This is a genomic window from Achromobacter sp. 1011791174 (genome assembly GCF_059760925.1).
In genome coordinates this window covers 72,360-86,611 of sequence record NZ_JCBANH010000018.1, presented here as the reverse complement: position 1 = coordinate 86,611, position 14,252 = coordinate 72,360, and the positions used below count along the sequence as shown (strand labels likewise).

Annotated in this window: 17 protein-coding genes; 14 read left to right on the top strand and 3 right to left on the bottom strand. The window is 68.9% G+C overall.

The features are described from left to right. Positions 1-58: 58 nt before the first annotated feature. Both AC6LJ5_RS09405 and AC6LJ5_RS09400 read left to right on the top strand, forming a co-directional pair. The gene (locus tag AC6LJ5_RS09405) at positions 59-913 is read left to right on the top strand and encodes a MurR/RpiR family transcriptional regulator (RefSeq protein ID WP_103273823.1); all 855 of its coding nucleotides are present in this window, start codon (positions 59-61) and stop codon (positions 911-913) included. Positions 914-1,123: 210 nt separating this feature from the next. After that, entirely contained in the window at positions 1,124-1,720 is a 597-nt protein-coding gene (locus AC6LJ5_RS09400; RefSeq protein WP_103273824.1) for a BPSL1445 family SYLF domain-containing lipoprotein, read from the top strand. A gap of 73 nt (positions 1,721-1,793) precedes the next feature. Here the strand turns inward: AC6LJ5_RS09400 and AC6LJ5_RS09395 are convergent, their stop codons facing one another. Together AC6LJ5_RS09395 and AC6LJ5_RS09390 are read right to left on the bottom strand one after the other, a co-directional pair. Beyond that, entirely contained in the window at positions 1,794-2,027 is a 234-nt protein-coding gene (locus AC6LJ5_RS09395) for a hypothetical protein (RefSeq protein ID WP_103273825.1), read from the bottom strand. 119 nt (positions 2,028-2,146) lie between these two features. Further along, positions 2,147-2,617, bottom strand: coding sequence for an Lrp/AsnC family transcriptional regulator (locus AC6LJ5_RS09390; RefSeq protein WP_103273826.1), 471 nt, complete (start codon positions 2,615-2,617; stop codon positions 2,147-2,149). Between the two features lie 159 nt (positions 2,618-2,776). Here AC6LJ5_RS09390 and AC6LJ5_RS09385 point away from each other — a divergent pair, with 159 nt between their 5' ends. The 5 genes from AC6LJ5_RS09385 to AC6LJ5_RS09365 all read left to right on the top strand — a co-directional run bounded on the left by AC6LJ5_RS09385 (position 2,777) and on the right by AC6LJ5_RS09365 (position 6,183). Continuing rightward, positions 2,777-3,688, top strand: a complete 912-nt coding sequence (locus AC6LJ5_RS09385; protein WP_392411313.1) for a DMT family transporter — start codon at positions 2,777-2,779, stop codon at positions 3,686-3,688. Positions 3,689-3,760: 72 nt separating this feature from the next. Continuing rightward, complete coding sequence (locus AC6LJ5_RS09380; protein ID WP_103273828.1) at positions 3,761-3,985, top strand: hypothetical protein; 225 nt, start codon at positions 3,761-3,763, stop codon at positions 3,983-3,985. Between the two features lie 278 nt (positions 3,986-4,263). Beyond that, a complete protein-coding gene (locus tag AC6LJ5_RS09375) occupies positions 4,264-4,476 on the top strand; it encodes a hypothetical protein (RefSeq protein ID WP_103273829.1) in 213 nt (70 codons plus the stop codon). A 153-nt stretch (positions 4,477-4,629) separates the two neighbouring features. Further along, positions 4,630-5,733: an AGE family epimerase/isomerase gene (locus tag AC6LJ5_RS09370; protein ID WP_498140326.1), complete on the top strand. Its 1,104-nt coding sequence runs from the start codon at positions 4,630-4,632 to the stop codon at positions 5,731-5,733. A gap of 234 nt (positions 5,734-5,967) precedes the next feature. Then, complete coding sequence (locus AC6LJ5_RS09365; RefSeq protein WP_103273831.1) at positions 5,968-6,183, top strand: hypothetical protein; 216 nt, start codon at positions 5,968-5,970, stop codon at positions 6,181-6,183. A 106-nt stretch (positions 6,184-6,289) separates the two neighbouring features. On the opposite strand, the gene AC6LJ5_RS09360 is transcribed toward AC6LJ5_RS09365, so the two are convergent. Beyond that, a complete protein-coding gene (locus AC6LJ5_RS09360; protein WP_498140325.1) occupies positions 6,290-7,219 on the bottom strand; it encodes a LysR substrate-binding domain-containing protein in 930 nt (309 codons plus the stop codon). A 122-nt stretch (positions 7,220-7,341) separates the two neighbouring features. On the opposite strand from AC6LJ5_RS09360, the gene AC6LJ5_RS09355 reads away from it, so the two are divergent. From AC6LJ5_RS09355 to AC6LJ5_RS09325, 7 genes are all read left to right on the top strand, one after another. Beyond that, entirely contained in the window at positions 7,342-8,331 is a 990-nt protein-coding gene (locus tag AC6LJ5_RS09355) for a Bug family tripartite tricarboxylate transporter substrate binding protein (protein ID WP_392411316.1), read from the top strand. Between the two features lie 2 nt (positions 8,332-8,333). Next, positions 8,334-9,212 carry an N-formylglutamate amidohydrolase gene (locus AC6LJ5_RS09350; protein ID WP_498140324.1) on the top strand — a complete coding sequence of 293 codons (879 nt, stop codon included), beginning with the start codon at positions 8,334-8,336 and terminating at the stop codon, positions 9,210-9,212. Between the two features lie 194 nt (positions 9,213-9,406). Further along, positions 9,407-9,736, top strand: a complete 330-nt coding sequence (locus AC6LJ5_RS09345) for a hypothetical protein (protein WP_498140323.1) — start codon at positions 9,407-9,409, stop codon at positions 9,734-9,736. A 164-nt stretch (positions 9,737-9,900) separates the two neighbouring features. Continuing rightward, entirely contained in the window at positions 9,901-10,944 is a 1,044-nt protein-coding gene (locus tag AC6LJ5_RS09340; protein WP_103273836.1) for an ABC transporter substrate-binding protein, read from the top strand. Continuing rightward, positions 10,931-11,950 carry an ABC transporter permease gene (locus AC6LJ5_RS09335; protein WP_498140322.1) on the top strand — a complete coding sequence of 340 codons (1,020 nt, stop codon included), beginning with the start codon at positions 10,931-10,933 and terminating at the stop codon, positions 11,948-11,950. Before AC6LJ5_RS09340 ends, AC6LJ5_RS09335 begins: the two co-directional genes overlap by 14 nt. Beyond that, entirely contained in the window at positions 11,944-12,783 is an 840-nt protein-coding gene (locus tag AC6LJ5_RS09330) for an ABC transporter ATP-binding protein (RefSeq protein WP_498140321.1), read from the top strand. Before AC6LJ5_RS09335 ends, AC6LJ5_RS09330 begins: the two co-directional genes overlap by 7 nt. Beyond that, entirely contained in the window at positions 12,780-14,252 is a 1,473-nt protein-coding gene (locus tag AC6LJ5_RS09325) for a c-type cytochrome (protein ID WP_498140320.1), read from the top strand. Before AC6LJ5_RS09330 ends, AC6LJ5_RS09325 begins: the two co-directional genes overlap by 4 nt.

Here is a 14,252-nt window from a genome sequence, read left to right as displayed (position 1 = left end):
GCACGACCCGCCGCGTCATGCCGCGAGCCAGAACGTCCTTGTAGAATCGCCCCTCACCATGAACCTGAACCAACGCATCGCGGGCTATGGCCGCAAACTCTCCAAGACCGAGCGCCTGCTTGTCGACGAGATGCTGGCGCGTTATCCGCAAAGCCTGCTGGAATCCGCCACCGCGCTGGCACGGGCGGTGGGCACCAGCGCCTCGACCGTGGTGCGCCTGCTCGCCAAGCTGGGCTACGACAGCTATGCGCAGGCGCAGACCGAGGCGCGCGCGGAAGTCACCGCCCGGCTGGCCTCGCCGGGCGAGCGCGCCGACGCCATGGGCGCCGACGGCCACGGTGCGCGCGCCTGCCTGCACAACGCGCTGCTGCATGACCAGCACAATTTGCAGGCGACCTTCTCCACGGTGGATCCGGCGGTGTTCGAGGCCGCGGTGCGCGCGCTGACGCAACGCAAGGCGCGCGTGCACGTGCTGGGGCTGAGGCAGGCCGCGCCGCTGGCCGGCTACGCGGCGCTGTACCTGAACCTGTGCCTGCCGGCCGTGCGGCCGCTGGCCACGCAGGGGCCGTTGTTCCTGGAAGACCAGTTGCTATGGGTGGACGAACGCGACGTGCTGCTGGCCTTCACCTTCCGGCGCTACTCGGTGGCGGCGGCCAAGGCGCTGCGTGTGTTCCGCGAGCGCGGCGCGAAGGTGGTGCTGATCACCGACTCGGCTTCCGCGCCGGCCGCGCGTTGGGCCGACCAGGTGCTGGTGGCGCAGTGCTCCAGCGCCTCGCCGTTCGATTCCTACACCGCGCCGATGGCGCTGTGCAATGCCTTGCTGGCGGCGGTGGCGCAGCGCTGCAGGCAGCCGCTGGGCGAGGCGCTCGCGCGTGGCGAGGCCTTGTGGGACGCGCAATGGATACGCTCTTGAACGCCGGCGCCTGTTGGCCGCCGGGCCAGACTGTATGTATTTTCCCGTAAACTCCTACCAGATGTTGCCGGCGCGCTGCGCGCGCGGTTGCATGGCGGCATCTACTGAAGTGCCGTGGCAGGTTTTGTTGCGTTTATCACAATCGTGTGGCTTGCCCTGGCCCCCCTGGCAGTTACAGTGGGGGCGGATGACAACAACAAGGAGCGTTCCATGTTCGATTCTCTTCCCATGTTCCGCCGCGCCGGCCTGGCCGCCGCGACCATCAGCGTCGCCGGCCTGCTCTTCGCCGGCTGCACGACCACCACGCCGACTTCATCGGCCACGCCCGCCGAGCAGCGCAAGTCGCTCAGCAGCGCGGCCGACGAGACCTTGGGCAAGCTCTACCAGGCGTCGCCGCAGTCCAAGGAGTTGGTGGCGCGCGCCAAGGGCGTGCTGATATTCCCGGACGTGCTGAGCGGCAGCTTCATCATCGGCGCCGAGCACGGCAAGGGCGTGCTGCGCGTGGGCGGCGCCAATGCCGGCTACTACAGCACCACCGCCGGCTCGATCGGCTTCCAGGCCGGCGCGCAGTCCAAGGCCATGGTGTTGCTGTTCATGACGCAAGGCGCGTTGGACAAGTTCCGTAACAGCAGCGGTTGGACCGTTGGGGCCGACGCGACTGTCGCGGTGGTGGATATCGGCGCGAATGGCCGCATCGACACCAACACGGCGCAGCAGCCGGTGGTGGGCTTCGTGATGAACAATGGCGGGCTGATGGCTGGTGTGTCGCTGGCCGGCACGAAGATATCCAAGATCGACGGACTGTGATCCTTGACCGGCGCCATGGGCGCCGGACCGCCCGCGCTGCGCGGGCAGCAGGCTTTGCCTCCCGCTTTCCATTTCAAAGCATGGCGGCGTCGCCGCCCTGGCGCACGGCTTGCGCGCGCGCGATCTCGGCGGCTTCGATTTCAGGATCCAGGCCGCGCCAGCGCAGGATGCGGCCGCGCGATTCCTCGGGCTCCCATCCCAGCAGGCCGTAGCGCGTGATCTCGGTTTCGCCGGAGGCGAACTCCACTTCGAAATATCCCTGGCGGTCGGGCAGCGCGCCGCCGGGGAACCAGTCGGTTTCGGGCATGGTGTGCTCCTTGGGTGGCGTTGGGCAACGGCGCCTGCCGGCGGCGGGCGCCATGCGCCTTCATTGTGCGGGGCATGGCGGCATCCCGCAAGCCGCGCGGCGTATGGGTTTGCGCGGGTTTAGGCCAGCGGCACCGCGGTGGTGTAGAGCACCTGCTTGAGCGCGAAGCTGGAGCGGATGCTGGCCACGCCGGGGATGCGCGTGATGTGCTCGACGATCAGCCGTTCCAGCGCGTCCACGTCGGGCACCAGCGCGCGCACCAGGTAGTCGGCGTCGCCCGACATCAGGTAGCACTCCATGATCTCCGGCAGCACCGCGATCTCGCGCTCGAACACGTCCAGGGCGGCCTTGCGTTGCTTGTCCAGCGAGATCTGGATGAACACGTTGACCTTCAGGCCCAGCTTGCGCGCGTTCAGCAGCGTGACGCGGCGGTCGATCAGGCCCTCGGTTTCCAGGCGCCGCACCCGGGCCAGACAGGGCGAGGCCGACAGATTGACCCGGGCGGCCAGTTCCACATTGGTCAGGCGCGCGTCGCGCTGAAGTTCGTTCAGGATCCGGATGTCGGTGGCGTCCAGGTTGATGTCCAGCATGAATGACCTATGAAAAAGGGATAGTCGATTGGTTTGTGCTGAGTATGCCTGTGGTTGCGGCAAATTGAAGTCAATAATGCTGGGGTTAACCCTATAGACTTTCGCCTTCTTCGGCAAAAGGGCCGAGGCACGGAATAAACAGCGGTAAATCAGGCAGCAATGAGTCAGTACAGCAGCATGCGCGGTTTTCTGCCCCTGGCGGGCGCGGTGATGATCTGGGGCGGCAACTGGCCCGTCATGAAGCTGGGGCTGGACCACATGAGCCCGCTCTGGCTGGCGGCCAGCCGCTTCGGCTCGGCGGCGCTGATCAGCGCGCTGGTGTTGGGGCTGATGGGCCGGTTGCGGCCGCCGACGCGGCAGGAGTGGCCGCTGGTCGCCGGCGTGGCGCTGCTGCAGATGGGCGCGTTCACGGCGTTGGCGCTGTGGGCCTTGCAGTATGTGGCGCCCGGCCGCGCCTCGGTGATCGCCTACGCCACGTCGATCTGGGTCATCCCGCTGTCCGCGTTGGTACTGAAGGAACGTCTTTCCGCCGCGCAGTGGCTGGCCACGCTGCTGAGCTACGCGGGCATCGGCGTGATCGTGGCGCCCGCTTTCAGCCCCTGGCAGGCGCACACGGTGATCGGGTTGGTCATGCTGCTGGGCGCCTCGTTCGCCTGGGCCTGCAACATCATCCAGCTGCGCGGCAATCGCCATGTGCGGCTGGGCGCCGACATGATTCCCTGGCAGACCGGCATCGCGACCGTGCCGCTGGCCGCGCTGGCTTGCCTGCGCGACGGCGCGCCGGCTTTCCTGGCCGTGCCGGACGCCTGGCCCGTGATCTTCTACACCGGGCCGCTGGCGACGGCGCTGACCTTCATCGTGGTGCTGGGCATGACGCAGAAGCTGCCGCCTGTGGCCACGTCCATCGCCATGCTGTGCGTGCCGGTGATTGGCCTGGTCGTGTCCTCGCTGGTATTCCACGAGCGCATCTCCGCCGATCTGGCCCTGGGCCTGGGACTCATCGCGCTCAGCGTGGCGGCCTCGGCGGTGGCGTCGCGGCTGAAGCGCCCGCTGGCGCTGCGCGCGTCATGAGGGCAGGGCTCGCCGCTGGCGCCGTGCTATCGTTGAACCCGGCGACAGCGAGTTTGAATCAGAGAGTACGGCATGGCATTGCATCGTTTCCAGAAGGGTGAATTGGGCCATTGGCTGCGCACGGTCGCGGACAATGCGCAGCCGGGCGCCGCGCAGGCGGAAATTCCCGCCGACATCGCCCAGGCGCTCCAGACCTTGCGCTGCATCGAGGCCGATGACGACGGCCGCTGGCGCATCACCGACAAGGGCCTGCTGGCCCTGCGCATGGAAGAGCCCGGCGCCATCCATCTGCGCTGACGCGGCGCGTCGGCGCGCGCCGAAATTCCAAAGAATCTTGCGAATGTTTTCCCGGAAGGCGGCAAGGCTGCGGCCTTTGCGCGCGCGCCCGCGCGGCATGCGGGAATCTCCTGAGATGGAATAGGCGATTTCGCGCCCCGTCGCGGTATCGCCGCGCGCGCGGCACCGGTAAGATGAACTCGCGTGACGTTTGCAGGTCTATTCATACGAGCGGGCTTTCTGCACCCGCCGCGTCACGCGTGGTTCACGCGTTTAGGTAACCGACTGGGAGGTAACACATGCAGCATCGTGACCAGGAAGTACTGATCGACGTTTCCACAGCGGCCATGGATACCGGCGGATATGGCGTATTGCTGACGGTAACGGCCGAGGGCGGCACCGAAGTGGATGCCGCATTTTCCCACTTGGGCAACTGCGCCTCGTTGGACGAGGCACGTGATCGCGCGGAACTGTTCGCGCAGAACTGGGTCGAGGAAAACATCTTCCGCTAGCGCGGAAACCATGCAGAAGGGAGTTCGTAGCCGTATCGGTCTGTGTGGTCATGGCGCTTGGCTAGAGGCGCGGTGAAAAGAATGCAGCGAAAATTTCGGTTATCGTCGCTGCTCCATAACATGAGGCTCCGTTGGAGCCCGCGCCGTTCCAAGATGGCAGCCGCACAGACCAACTCCACGCTCGCAGCCGGCATTCGCGCGCTGCGCGCGCATTTCGATTCAGTGATCCTGCCCATGTGGATGGGACCGGGCTTCAACCAGGCGCTCGGGCTACCCTTCGAATCACTGGATGCCGCTTCCGGGAATCCGCTGCCCGCCGAACGTTATCGCGCGATGGCGTGCGCGCGCCAGCTCTACGTGTACGCCGAGGCGTCGGGGGCCGACGCGGCCGCGCATGCCGACCGCCTGTTCGAGTCCCTGTGCGCCCATTTCCAGGATGCGCGCGGCGGCTGGCGCTACAGCGTGGACGCGCAGGCGCGTCCGTTGGACGAGACCCAGGATCTCTATACCCACGCCTTCATCGTGTTCGCCTGCGCCGCGTATTTCCGGCGCTCGCGCAACGCCGGGGCGCGCAAGCTCATGCTGGGCGCGGCGGAAACCATCGAGGCCCGCTTCAAGCGGCCCGACGGTCTGTACGAAGCGGCTGTCGCTTCGGACTGGAGCCGCGCGCTGCGCGGCCCGGCCCAGAATCCCATGATGCATCTGACCGAAGCCTACCTGGCCGCCGCGCAGGTGGCCGAACCGGCGCTGTTCGCGCAGCGGCTGCGCGCGCTGGCGCAGGGCATCTCCCAGCATTTCGTGCATGCGCCCACGCAGTGCGTGTCCGAGGCGCCGCAGGGAACCCCGGACAACCGGCATGAGCCCGGCCATCAGTTTGAATGGCTGTCCCTGGTGCGCGGCGCGGCCGAAGTGTTTGACGGACTCGAACTGGCCGAGAGCCTGCCGCGCGCCGCGCAGTGGGCGCGCCGCCATGGCGTCGACGCCATGGGCGTGCGCGCCGCGCTGGCGGAAAACGGCGCGGTGCGCGACGACACTCGTCGCATCTGGGCGCAGGCGGAGTATCTGCGCATGCTGGCGGTGCTGGGCGAGCGCGAAGCGCTGGCCGGGGCGCTCGATGGCTTTCGCGCCCGGTTCCTGCATGCCGGCGGCTGGTACGAGTGCCTGGATGCTCAGGGAGCGGTGGCGCGCGGCGATATGCCGTCGACCTCGCCATACCACCTGGCGACCTGCCTGGCGGCGCTGTCAGAAGCGGGCTGATGCGTGCTGATGCGGGCCATATGGGGCTGATGTGAGGCTGATGTGGAGTGTGGCATCCACGTTGACTTCGTCGGAGCGGACCCGGCGATCCTGCGTAGCGCCTTGCGCGGATTGCGCTGACTGTCCGATTTCTGCACATATTTCCCACTCATTCTTGCTTCGTTAACAATTTTTTGCGAAGAACATTGGTGAAATCCCTTACAATTTCGTAACTAAGTTTGTGGGGAAGCATCAATGAGCGTTATGTGCTTGGCTTGCCAACGCATTAACCCTGGCCTGGCCGGCGTCGCGCCGCACGCGCAGCTCGGCCACCAAGGATTCACCAACCCGACGCAGCGTGGCCGCGAGGAAAGCCGCGAGGATCATTTCCGCTGCCTGAGCTGCGGCGCCAAATGGTTGCGCGAAACGGACAAATGGGGCGTGGACCTGGGCTTCAAGCTCGCGCCCTGATTTTCCACGGCGGCATCGAAGGAACCAGCCCCTTGCGAGGGGCTTTATCACGTCTGGCGGCCGCGCCGCAGGCGCGGCAGAGGGGGCGGGCGAGGAGCAGGGAGGCCTAGCCTCCTGCCGCCGCCACGTCCGGATCCGCGCCGGCGGTATCCAGCAGCCATTTCCTGAAGCAGGCCAGCGCGTAGTGGTCGCGCCGCTGTGGCGGCGCGCAAAGATGGTAGCCGCGGGCGATGCGCGCCTGCAGCCCGGGGAAGGGCGCGGAGACGCGGCCGGCCAGCAGATCATCGCGCACCAGGCAGCGCTGCAGCACGGCGATGCCCATGTCCGCCATCACGGCCCGCACCAGCAGCGAGACCTGATCGAAGCCGCTGGCCAGCTTCAGTCGCTCGCGCGGCGCGCCGACGGCGCTGAACCATTGCGCCCAGTTCTCCACGCCATTGCCGTGATAGAGCAGCGGCTCGCCCAGCAGGCCGGCGGGCGTGTCCCACATGCCTTGTGACCGCCGCGCGACCAGGCGCGCGGGATGGCAGATGACCACCATTTCGCGGCCGATCACGTAGTCGGCCTGCCAGCCGGGCCATTGGTCCCGCTCGCCCGAGAGAATGCTGGCGTCGGGCGTGGCGCCGGAAAAATCCTCGTCGCGCCGGTATGGCGCGAAGCTCAGCTGGATCTCGGGGTGACGCTGATGGAAGTCGGACAGGCGCGGCATCAGCCAGGCGCTGGCCAGCGTCGGCACGCTGGACAGCGTCAATTGCAGCCGGCGGTCCTGCGCGCGCAATCCGGCGCTCAGGGTTTCGATGGCGCGCAGCGGTTCCTGGGCGCCGTCATAGAGCTTGCGGCCAGTGTCGGTCAGCGTCAGGCCGTGCGCGTTGCGGCGCATCAGCGGCTGGCCGAAATGCGCCTCCAGGCGCGAGATCGCCCGGCTGACCGCGCCCTGGGTCACGCACAGCGCCTCGGCGGCCTGGGTGAAGCTGCCCAGGCGGGCCGCCGTGACGAAGGCATGCAGCTCCGACATGGAAGGCGAATGCAGACGCATCGGGCGATCTCTTGCATGATCTTTGGTAATGAAGGCGTGCAATATAGTCGTTTGAAAGGCGACCGTAAAGTTCGGACACTGGCGGCCTGCAACGACCACGTCACTTTCCCGGAGTAGCCCTCATGTCCCGCCGCCTTTCCGGCCGGTTCGCGCGCGTCGCGCTCGCCGGCATCATCGCCACGCTGACCTTCGCCGGCGCCGCCCGCGCCGCCGACTATCCCACCCGGCCGATCAAGCTGGTGGTGCCCTTCGCCGCAGGCGGTTCCACTGACATCGTGGCGCGCCTGGTGGCCGAGTACGCAGGCCGCGACCTGAAGCAGACCATCGTGGTCGAGAACAAGGCCGGCGCCGGCGGCTCGCTCGGCATGGAGCAGGTCGCCCGCTCGACGCCGGATGGCTACACCATCGGCATGGCGACGATGAGCACGCACGGTTCCAACCCCGCCGTCTACCGCAAGATGAACTACGACCCGGTCAAGGACTTCGCGCCGATCGGCAACGTGCTGGCCGTGCCCAGCATCTTCGCGGTCAATCCGCAGATCCCGGTCAAGAACATGGCCGAGTTCGTGGCGCTGGCCAAGGCTACGCCCGACAAGTACAGTTTCGCCTCGCCCGGCGTGGGTTCGCTGGGCCACGTGAACATCGAGAACTTCATGATGCTGGCCGGCATGAAGCTGCTGCACGTGCCGTATCGCGGCGCGGGTCCGGCGCTCAACGACGTGATGGGCGGCCAGGTGGACGCCATCACCGACAACCTGTCCTCGACCCTGCCGCAGGTCGCCGGCGGCAAGCTGCGCGCGTTGGCCGTGCTGGGCGCGCAGCGTTCGCCCTTGCTGCCGGACGTGCCCACCTACATCGAGCTGGGCTATCCCGATATGGGCACGGGCGGCTGGTTCGGCCTGGTGGCGCCGGCCGGCACGCCGCCGGCCGTGATCGAACGCCTGAACCAGGCGGTGCGCGCGGCGATGGATAATGCGGAATTCCGCAAGAAGGCGGAGGACGTGGGCGGCACGCTGATGCCGACCACACCGCAGGAGTTCCAGGCCCAGATCAACGAGGCCCTGGCCCGTTACGCCAAGGTGGCCAAGGCCGCCAACATCCAGGCAGACTGACGATGACGCAAGCCGATTTCCAGCCCGTATCCGTATTCGAACCCGCTGTCGCGGCGTTGCCGCTGGTCTGTGATTCGCCGCACAGCGGCGAGACGTATCCGGCGGATTTCGGTGCCGCGGCTTCGCTGGCGCAGCTGCGCCAGGGCGAGGACACGCATGTGGACGCGCTGTGGTCGGCGGCGCCAGCGCTGGGCGCGACCCTGGTCGCCGCCAATTTTCCGCGCGTGTACATCGATCCCAATCGCACGCTGCGCGACCTGGATCCCGAGCTGTTGGCCGAACCCTGGCCCGGGCCGCTGGAGCCCGGTGAAAAGACGCGATTGGGCAAGGGGTTGATCTGGCGCCGCATGGACAAGGCCACGCCGATCTACGACCGCAAGCTCACGCTCGCCGAGGTGCGCCATCGCATCCAGGCCTATTACGAGCCCTATCATGCGGCCCTGTCGCGCGCGATCGGCGATACCGTGCGGCGCTTCGGCGCCGTCTGGCACCTGAACCTGCATTCCATGCCCAACGACGCCTATGAGCGGCTGGGCCGGACCAGTCCGCATCCCTTGGCCGACTTCGTGCTGGGCGATCGCGACGGCAGCACGTGCGAACCGGCGTTCATCGCCCTGATCGAGACCGCCTTGCGCGCCAAGGGCTATACCGTTGCGCGCAACGATCCCTACAAGGGCGTGCAGCTGATCGCGCAGATCGGCCAGCCCGCGCTGAACCGTCACAGCCTGCAGGTCGAGATCCGCCGCCCGCTGTATATGGACGAGGCCAGCCGCGAGCGCAACGAAGGTTTCGAAGCGCTGCGCGCGGACCTGACCGACGTGCTGTCGCAAACCGCCGCCTATGTGCGCGAGCGCATCGCCGCGACGGAATCGACAAAATAGAAAATACGCCGCGATGGCGGTTCCTCAAGGCGGCAAGAGCGGCGTTGACGCATGTCAACGCCGTTTTTATTGGCGCTGGCAAGATGGGTCCCCCTGTGCCAGCGGCGGCTGCTTAAGTTTCAGCCGCGTCCGCCGTTGTCGTAGGACAGCAGCGTGTCGCGGTGCGACCGCGCCATAAGAGACAAGGAACCGGCATGGCCGAGAAGATCATCAACGGATTTTCAGTGGTGGCGTATGCGACGCAACCCGAGGGACGCGTGCCCGCGCGCGCGTTTCTGGAGACGCGGCGCCTGCCCGTTAAACCGTCCAAGGACGCCGCGAAGGCGCAGGCGGAAAAGGCGGCGCAGCAGGAAGGCGAAGAGCCGCAGGATCAGGCGCCCGAGCAGGAAGAGCCGCAGCCTTTCGAGATCTTCATCAGCCGGCGCTTTCGCAGCACGGTCGAGGCGATGTCGGCCGCGCGCAACGCGCTGGACCGCGTCAAGAGCGTGGACGCGGAAGGCGTGCCCGACCACCTGCCGGAGTAGGCCGCGCGCCGCGCCGGCGGCGTTGCCGCCGGCATTCCGATGGCGCCGCGCGCCACCGGTCACATATTGTTATCCCGACTTTGTATTTGTCCTGGCCCTTGGCGCAGACGGATGATGCCGCATGGCAAGCATCGCCATTCACAGTCTGCTCATAAGGAAGGTTGATGAATACGAAAGTCCACACGGGCGCGGACGGCGCCCGGGGTTTGTCGCGCGGCATATCCCGCCGCGCGCTGTTGCGCGCCGCCGGCGTCGCCGGCCTGGCCGCGCCGCTCGGCATGCTGGGTTCGCGCGTGCTGGCGGCCAATACCGCGCCGCGCACTTTCAAGATCGCGTGGAGCCAGACCGCCGTCTGCCAGTCGCCCGTGTCGGTGGCGCTGGAGCGCGGCTTTTTCGACAAGTACGGCCTGCGCGTCGAGCGCATCAACTTCAGCGGCTCGACCGATCAGCTGCTTGAAGCCATCGCCACCGGCCATGCCGATGGCGGCATCGGCATGGCGCTGCGCTGGCTCAAGCCGCTGGAGCAGGGCTTCGACGTCAAGCTGGCCGTCGGCACGCACGGCGGCTGCATGCGGCTGCTGACGCCGGCCGATTCGCCCATCAAGAGCGTGCAGGATCTGAAGGGCCGGCGCGTGGCCGTGTCGGACCAGGCCAGCCCGGTGAAGAACTTCTTCGCCATCCGCGTGGCGCAGCTGGGCCTGGATCCCGATCAGGTGGACTGGCGCCAGTATCCGCAGGACCTGTTCGGCGAAGTGCTGAGGAAGGGCGAGGTCGACGCCATCGCTGGCGACGATCCGCTCATCTACACGCTGCGCGAGGACAACAAGCTGCGCGAGATCGCCACCAATCTGGAAGGCGACTACGAGAACCGCACCTGCTGCGTGCTGGGCCTGCGCGGCGACCTGGTGCGCAAGGACCCGGAGGCCGCCGCCGCCATCACGCGCGCAGTGATCGACGCGCAGCGCTGGACCGCGTCCAATCCCGACGAGACCGCGCGCATCTTCGCGCCCTACGTGCCGGGCAAGGTGCCGGCCGAGCGCGTGGCGCAGATCCTGCGCAGCCACACGCACGGCCATGCCTCCACCGGCGCCGCGCTGCGCGAGGAAATCGTGGGCTACGCCAAGGACCTGAAGATCATCAAGGTCCTGAGCGCGAACCTGGACATCAACAAATACGCGCAAGCGGTGGTGCCCAATGTCCTCGGCTGACGCGGCGTTGGCCGCCAGCGCGGCGCGCGCTCCGGCGCGCGCGCCGGGATGGCGCCTGTGGAAGACCGGCGCGGTCGCCGCCGCGCTGTGGGCCGGCGTGGGCGGGCTGACGCTGGGCCTGCCCAATATCGAGGTCGGCTTCACGTCCTGGAGCTATACGCGCGAGTTCGGCGTGGCGGCGCTGGCGCTGGCGGCCCTGTTGCTGCTGGCGGCGGTGTCGGGCCGCGAACAGGCCCGGCCGGCGCAGGCGCTGCGCCGCGCCGGACCGTGGTTCGCGGCGCTGGCGGTGGCCGTGGGCGGTTGGGAGCTGGCAACCGCCAAGCTGGCCCTGCTGCCCAGTCCCTTCTTCGCGCCGCCGCAATCGCTGATCGAGGTCTACGTCTCGGACTACAAGCGGCTCCTGGACAGCCTGATCAATTCGCTGTGGCTGCTGTTCAACGGTTTCGCGCTGGGCGCGGCGGCGGGCTTCCTGACCGGCGTGGCGATCGGCTGGTCGCGCGGGCTGGGCTACTGGGTGCATCCGGTGCTGCGCTTCCTGGGACCGGTGCCGTCGACCGCGCTCTTGCCGATGGCGTTCTACTTCTTTCCGTCCGGTTGGTCGGCGGCGGTGTTCCTGATCGCGCTGGCGACCTGGTTCCCCGTCACCGTGCTGACCTGGTCCGGCGTGGCGGGCGTGAACCGCGCCTACTACGACGTGGCGCGCACCATGGGCGCCAGCGAGTGGTTCCTGGTGCTGCGCGTGGCCATACCGGCGGCGTTGCCGCAGGTCTTCGTCGGCCTGTTCATGGGGCTGGGCGCGTCGTTCTCGGTGCTGGTGGCCGCCGAAATGATGGGCGTGAAATCCGGCCTGGGCTGGTATCTGTCCTGGGCGCAGGGCTGGGCGTCGTACGCCAATATGTACGGCGCGCTGATCGTGATGGCGCTGGTGTTCTCGGGCCTGATCACGCTGCTGTTCCTGGGGCGCGACCGCCTGCTCGCATGGCAGAAGGGAGTCGTCAAATGGTAGCCGTGGCGCAATCGGTTTCCCCGGCGCCGGCGGCGCATCCACCGGGATTCGGCGCTGCGGCGGGCGCGCCGGCGGCGCGCGGCGCGGCCCTGTCGGTGCGCGGCGTCAATCACCGCTTCGAGCTGGAAGGCGCGGCCCTGCCGGTGCTGGACAACATCGACCTGGATATCCAGCCGGGCGAGTTCGTGGCCCTGCTCGGTCCGAGCGGCTGCGGCAAGTCCACGCTGCTGCGCCTGGTCGCGGGACTGGAACCGCCGGCCGAGGGCGCGCTGCTGGCCGACGGCGAGCCCATCGCCGGTCCGTCGCCCTCGCGCATCGTGGTGTTCCAGGACCCCACGCTGTATCCCTGGCGCACGGTCCGGAACAACGTGGCGCTGGGCCTGCAGGCGCGCGGCCTGCTCAAGACCCAGGGCGCGCGCGTGGACGATGCCTTGCAGCGCGTCGGCCTGCAGGCCTTCGGCCACGCTTATCCGCATCAGCTGTCCGGCGGCATGGCGCAGCGCGCGGCGCTGGCGCGCGCGCTGGTCAATGACCCGCGCATCCTGATCCTGGACGAGCCCCTGGGCAAGCTGGATTCGCTGACCCGCATCGCCATGCAGTCCGAGCTGGTGGACTTGTGGCAACGCGCGGGCTTCACCGCGCTGCTGGTGACGCACGACGTCGAGGAAGCGCTGTTCATGGCGACCCGCATCGTGGTGCTGAGCGAGCGGCCGGCGCGCATCAAGGACGAGATCGTCAATGACCTGCCGTATCCGCGTCATCGGGGCGATCCGAAGCTGGCGGCGTTGCGGCATCGCGCCTTGGCGCTGCTGGGCCTGGACGCGACGTGGTGAGTACCGTGGCGATGGCGCTGGCGGCCGCGGCGGCGCCAGCGGCCATGCTGGCCTGGTCGCGGGCCGCCCTGGCGGGCGAAGGCGGGGCGGGGCGCGCGCGGCTGGCCTGGGCTTCGGCCTGGACGCTGGCCGGGGTGGCCGGGCTGGTGGCCTTGGGCTGGTCGCGGGCACAGGGCTTGCCAGGCCTGCTGGGTTCCCGCGCCGGACATCTGGCGCTGGCCTCGGGCGCGGCGCTGGCATTGGCCCTGGCCGCCGCATGGCTGTGGCGGCGCGAGGCGGATACGGATTCCCATGACGGCAAGCCGGCGCGTCGCGGCGCGGTGCTGGCCGCCGGCGCACTGGCCTTGCTGGCGCTGCTGCTGGGGCAGGGCTTCGCCTGGCAGGGCGGCGAGTCGCTGGCGGTGGCCCATTGGCCCTTTGCCTGGCGCTATGACGCGGACCTGCCTGTCAGCCCGCATACCTGGCGGCGGCTGGCCTGGGCCGGCGCGCAGATGGCGTCGGCCGTGCTGCTGGCCCTGGCGGCGTGGCGTTGGCGTCGCTGGCGCATCGCCCTGTCGCTGGCGGCCATCGCGCTGGGCGCGAGCGTCAGCTGGCCGCATCCGCGCATGCTGCTGACCGAGGCGCGGGCCACTTCCTACCAGCGTTCGCCGCTGCCGTTCTCGGACCGGGAGCTGCTGCGCGGCGCGGCCTTGTACCAGGCGCACTGCGCGTCCTGCCACGGGGCGGGCGCGGACGGACGCGGCGTGCGCGCGGCCAGCCTGCCGCGCTGGCCCAGCGTGCTGGGTCCGGCCCTGTTCGACAACCGGCTGGAGGGCGAGCTGCACTGGCGCGTGGCGCATGGCGGCGACGCGCCGCAGGACGCCCCGGCCATGCCGGCCTTTGGCGCGGCGCTGAGCGACGACGACATCTGGCGCGTGCTGGACTATCTGCGGCTGCAGGCCTATGGCCTGAGCGGCGGGGCGGGCATGCCGGCGGTGCCGGCGCCGGCCGTGGCGCTGTCGTGCCGGGATGGCCGAGCGGCCTGGCTGACGGACCTGCGAGGCCTGCCCGTGCGGGTGCTGGCGCAGGCGCCGGGCGCCTCGCCCGAGCCACAGGACCCGCGCCTGCTGACCGTGGCCCTGAGCCGCGACGGCGCGCCGGTTGCCGACGCGGACTGCGTGGCGACGGGGCCGCAAGCCTGGGCCGCCTATGCGCTGGCGGCCGGCCTGCCCGAGGATGGGCTGGCCGGCGCGCAATTCATGGTGGACCGGCGCGGCTGGCTGCGCGCGCGCCGGCTGCCGGGCGCGGCGCCGGCCTGGACCAGCGCCGACAACGTCTGCGGCCCCGACGGCCGCATGGAGAACAGCTCGGCCCAGGGCCTGGGCGAGCTGCTGGGCGCTATGGACCGCAAGCCCATCCCCATTCCCGATATCCGGCGCGCTCCGCAAGGAGCGGGCCTTCCGGATGCGCGTCACGCGCATCGTTCCTGA

Bases quoted from the DNA above. Each gene is read 5' to 3' on its own strand.
- AC6LJ5_RS09405 (WP_103273823.1), top strand. From the start codon at position 59: ATGAACCTGAACCAACGCATCGCGGGCTATGGCCGCAAACTCTCCAAG.
- AC6LJ5_RS09400 (WP_103273824.1), top strand. From the start codon at position 1,124: ATGTTCGATTCTCTTCCCATGTTCCGCCGCGCCGGCCTGGCCGCCGCG.
- AC6LJ5_RS09395 (WP_103273825.1), bottom strand. From the start codon at position 2,027: ATGCCCGAAACCGACTGGTTCCCCGGCGGCGCGCTGCCCGACCGCCAG.
- AC6LJ5_RS09390 (WP_103273826.1), bottom strand. From the start codon at position 2,617: ATGCTGGACATCAACCTGGACGCCACCGACATCCGGATCCTGAACGAA.
- AC6LJ5_RS09385 (WP_392411313.1), top strand. From the start codon at position 2,777: ATGAGTCAGTACAGCAGCATGCGCGGTTTTCTGCCCCTGGCGGGCGCG.
- AC6LJ5_RS09380 (WP_103273828.1), top strand. From the start codon at position 3,761: ATGGCATTGCATCGTTTCCAGAAGGGTGAATTGGGCCATTGGCTGCGC.
- AC6LJ5_RS09375 (WP_103273829.1), top strand. From the start codon at position 4,264: ATGCAGCATCGTGACCAGGAAGTACTGATCGACGTTTCCACAGCGGCC.
- AC6LJ5_RS09370 (WP_498140326.1), top strand. From the start codon at position 4,630: ATGGCAGCCGCACAGACCAACTCCACGCTCGCAGCCGGCATTCGCGCG.
- AC6LJ5_RS09365 (WP_103273831.1), top strand. From the start codon at position 5,968: ATGAGCGTTATGTGCTTGGCTTGCCAACGCATTAACCCTGGCCTGGCC.
- AC6LJ5_RS09360 (WP_498140325.1), bottom strand. From the start codon at position 7,219: ATGCGTCTGCATTCGCCTTCCATGTCGGAGCTGCATGCCTTCGTCACG.
- AC6LJ5_RS09355 (WP_392411316.1), top strand. From the start codon at position 7,342: ATGTCCCGCCGCCTTTCCGGCCGGTTCGCGCGCGTCGCGCTCGCCGGC.
- AC6LJ5_RS09350 (WP_498140324.1), top strand. From the start codon at position 8,334: ATGACGCAAGCCGATTTCCAGCCCGTATCCGTATTCGAACCCGCTGTC.
- AC6LJ5_RS09345 (WP_498140323.1), top strand. From the start codon at position 9,407: ATGGCCGAGAAGATCATCAACGGATTTTCAGTGGTGGCGTATGCGACG.
- AC6LJ5_RS09340 (WP_103273836.1), top strand. From the start codon at position 9,901: ATGAATACGAAAGTCCACACGGGCGCGGACGGCGCCCGGGGTTTGTCG.
- AC6LJ5_RS09335 (WP_498140322.1), top strand. From the start codon at position 10,931: ATGTCCTCGGCTGACGCGGCGTTGGCCGCCAGCGCGGCGCGCGCTCCG.
- AC6LJ5_RS09330 (WP_498140321.1), top strand. From the start codon at position 11,944: ATGGTAGCCGTGGCGCAATCGGTTTCCCCGGCGCCGGCGGCGCATCCA.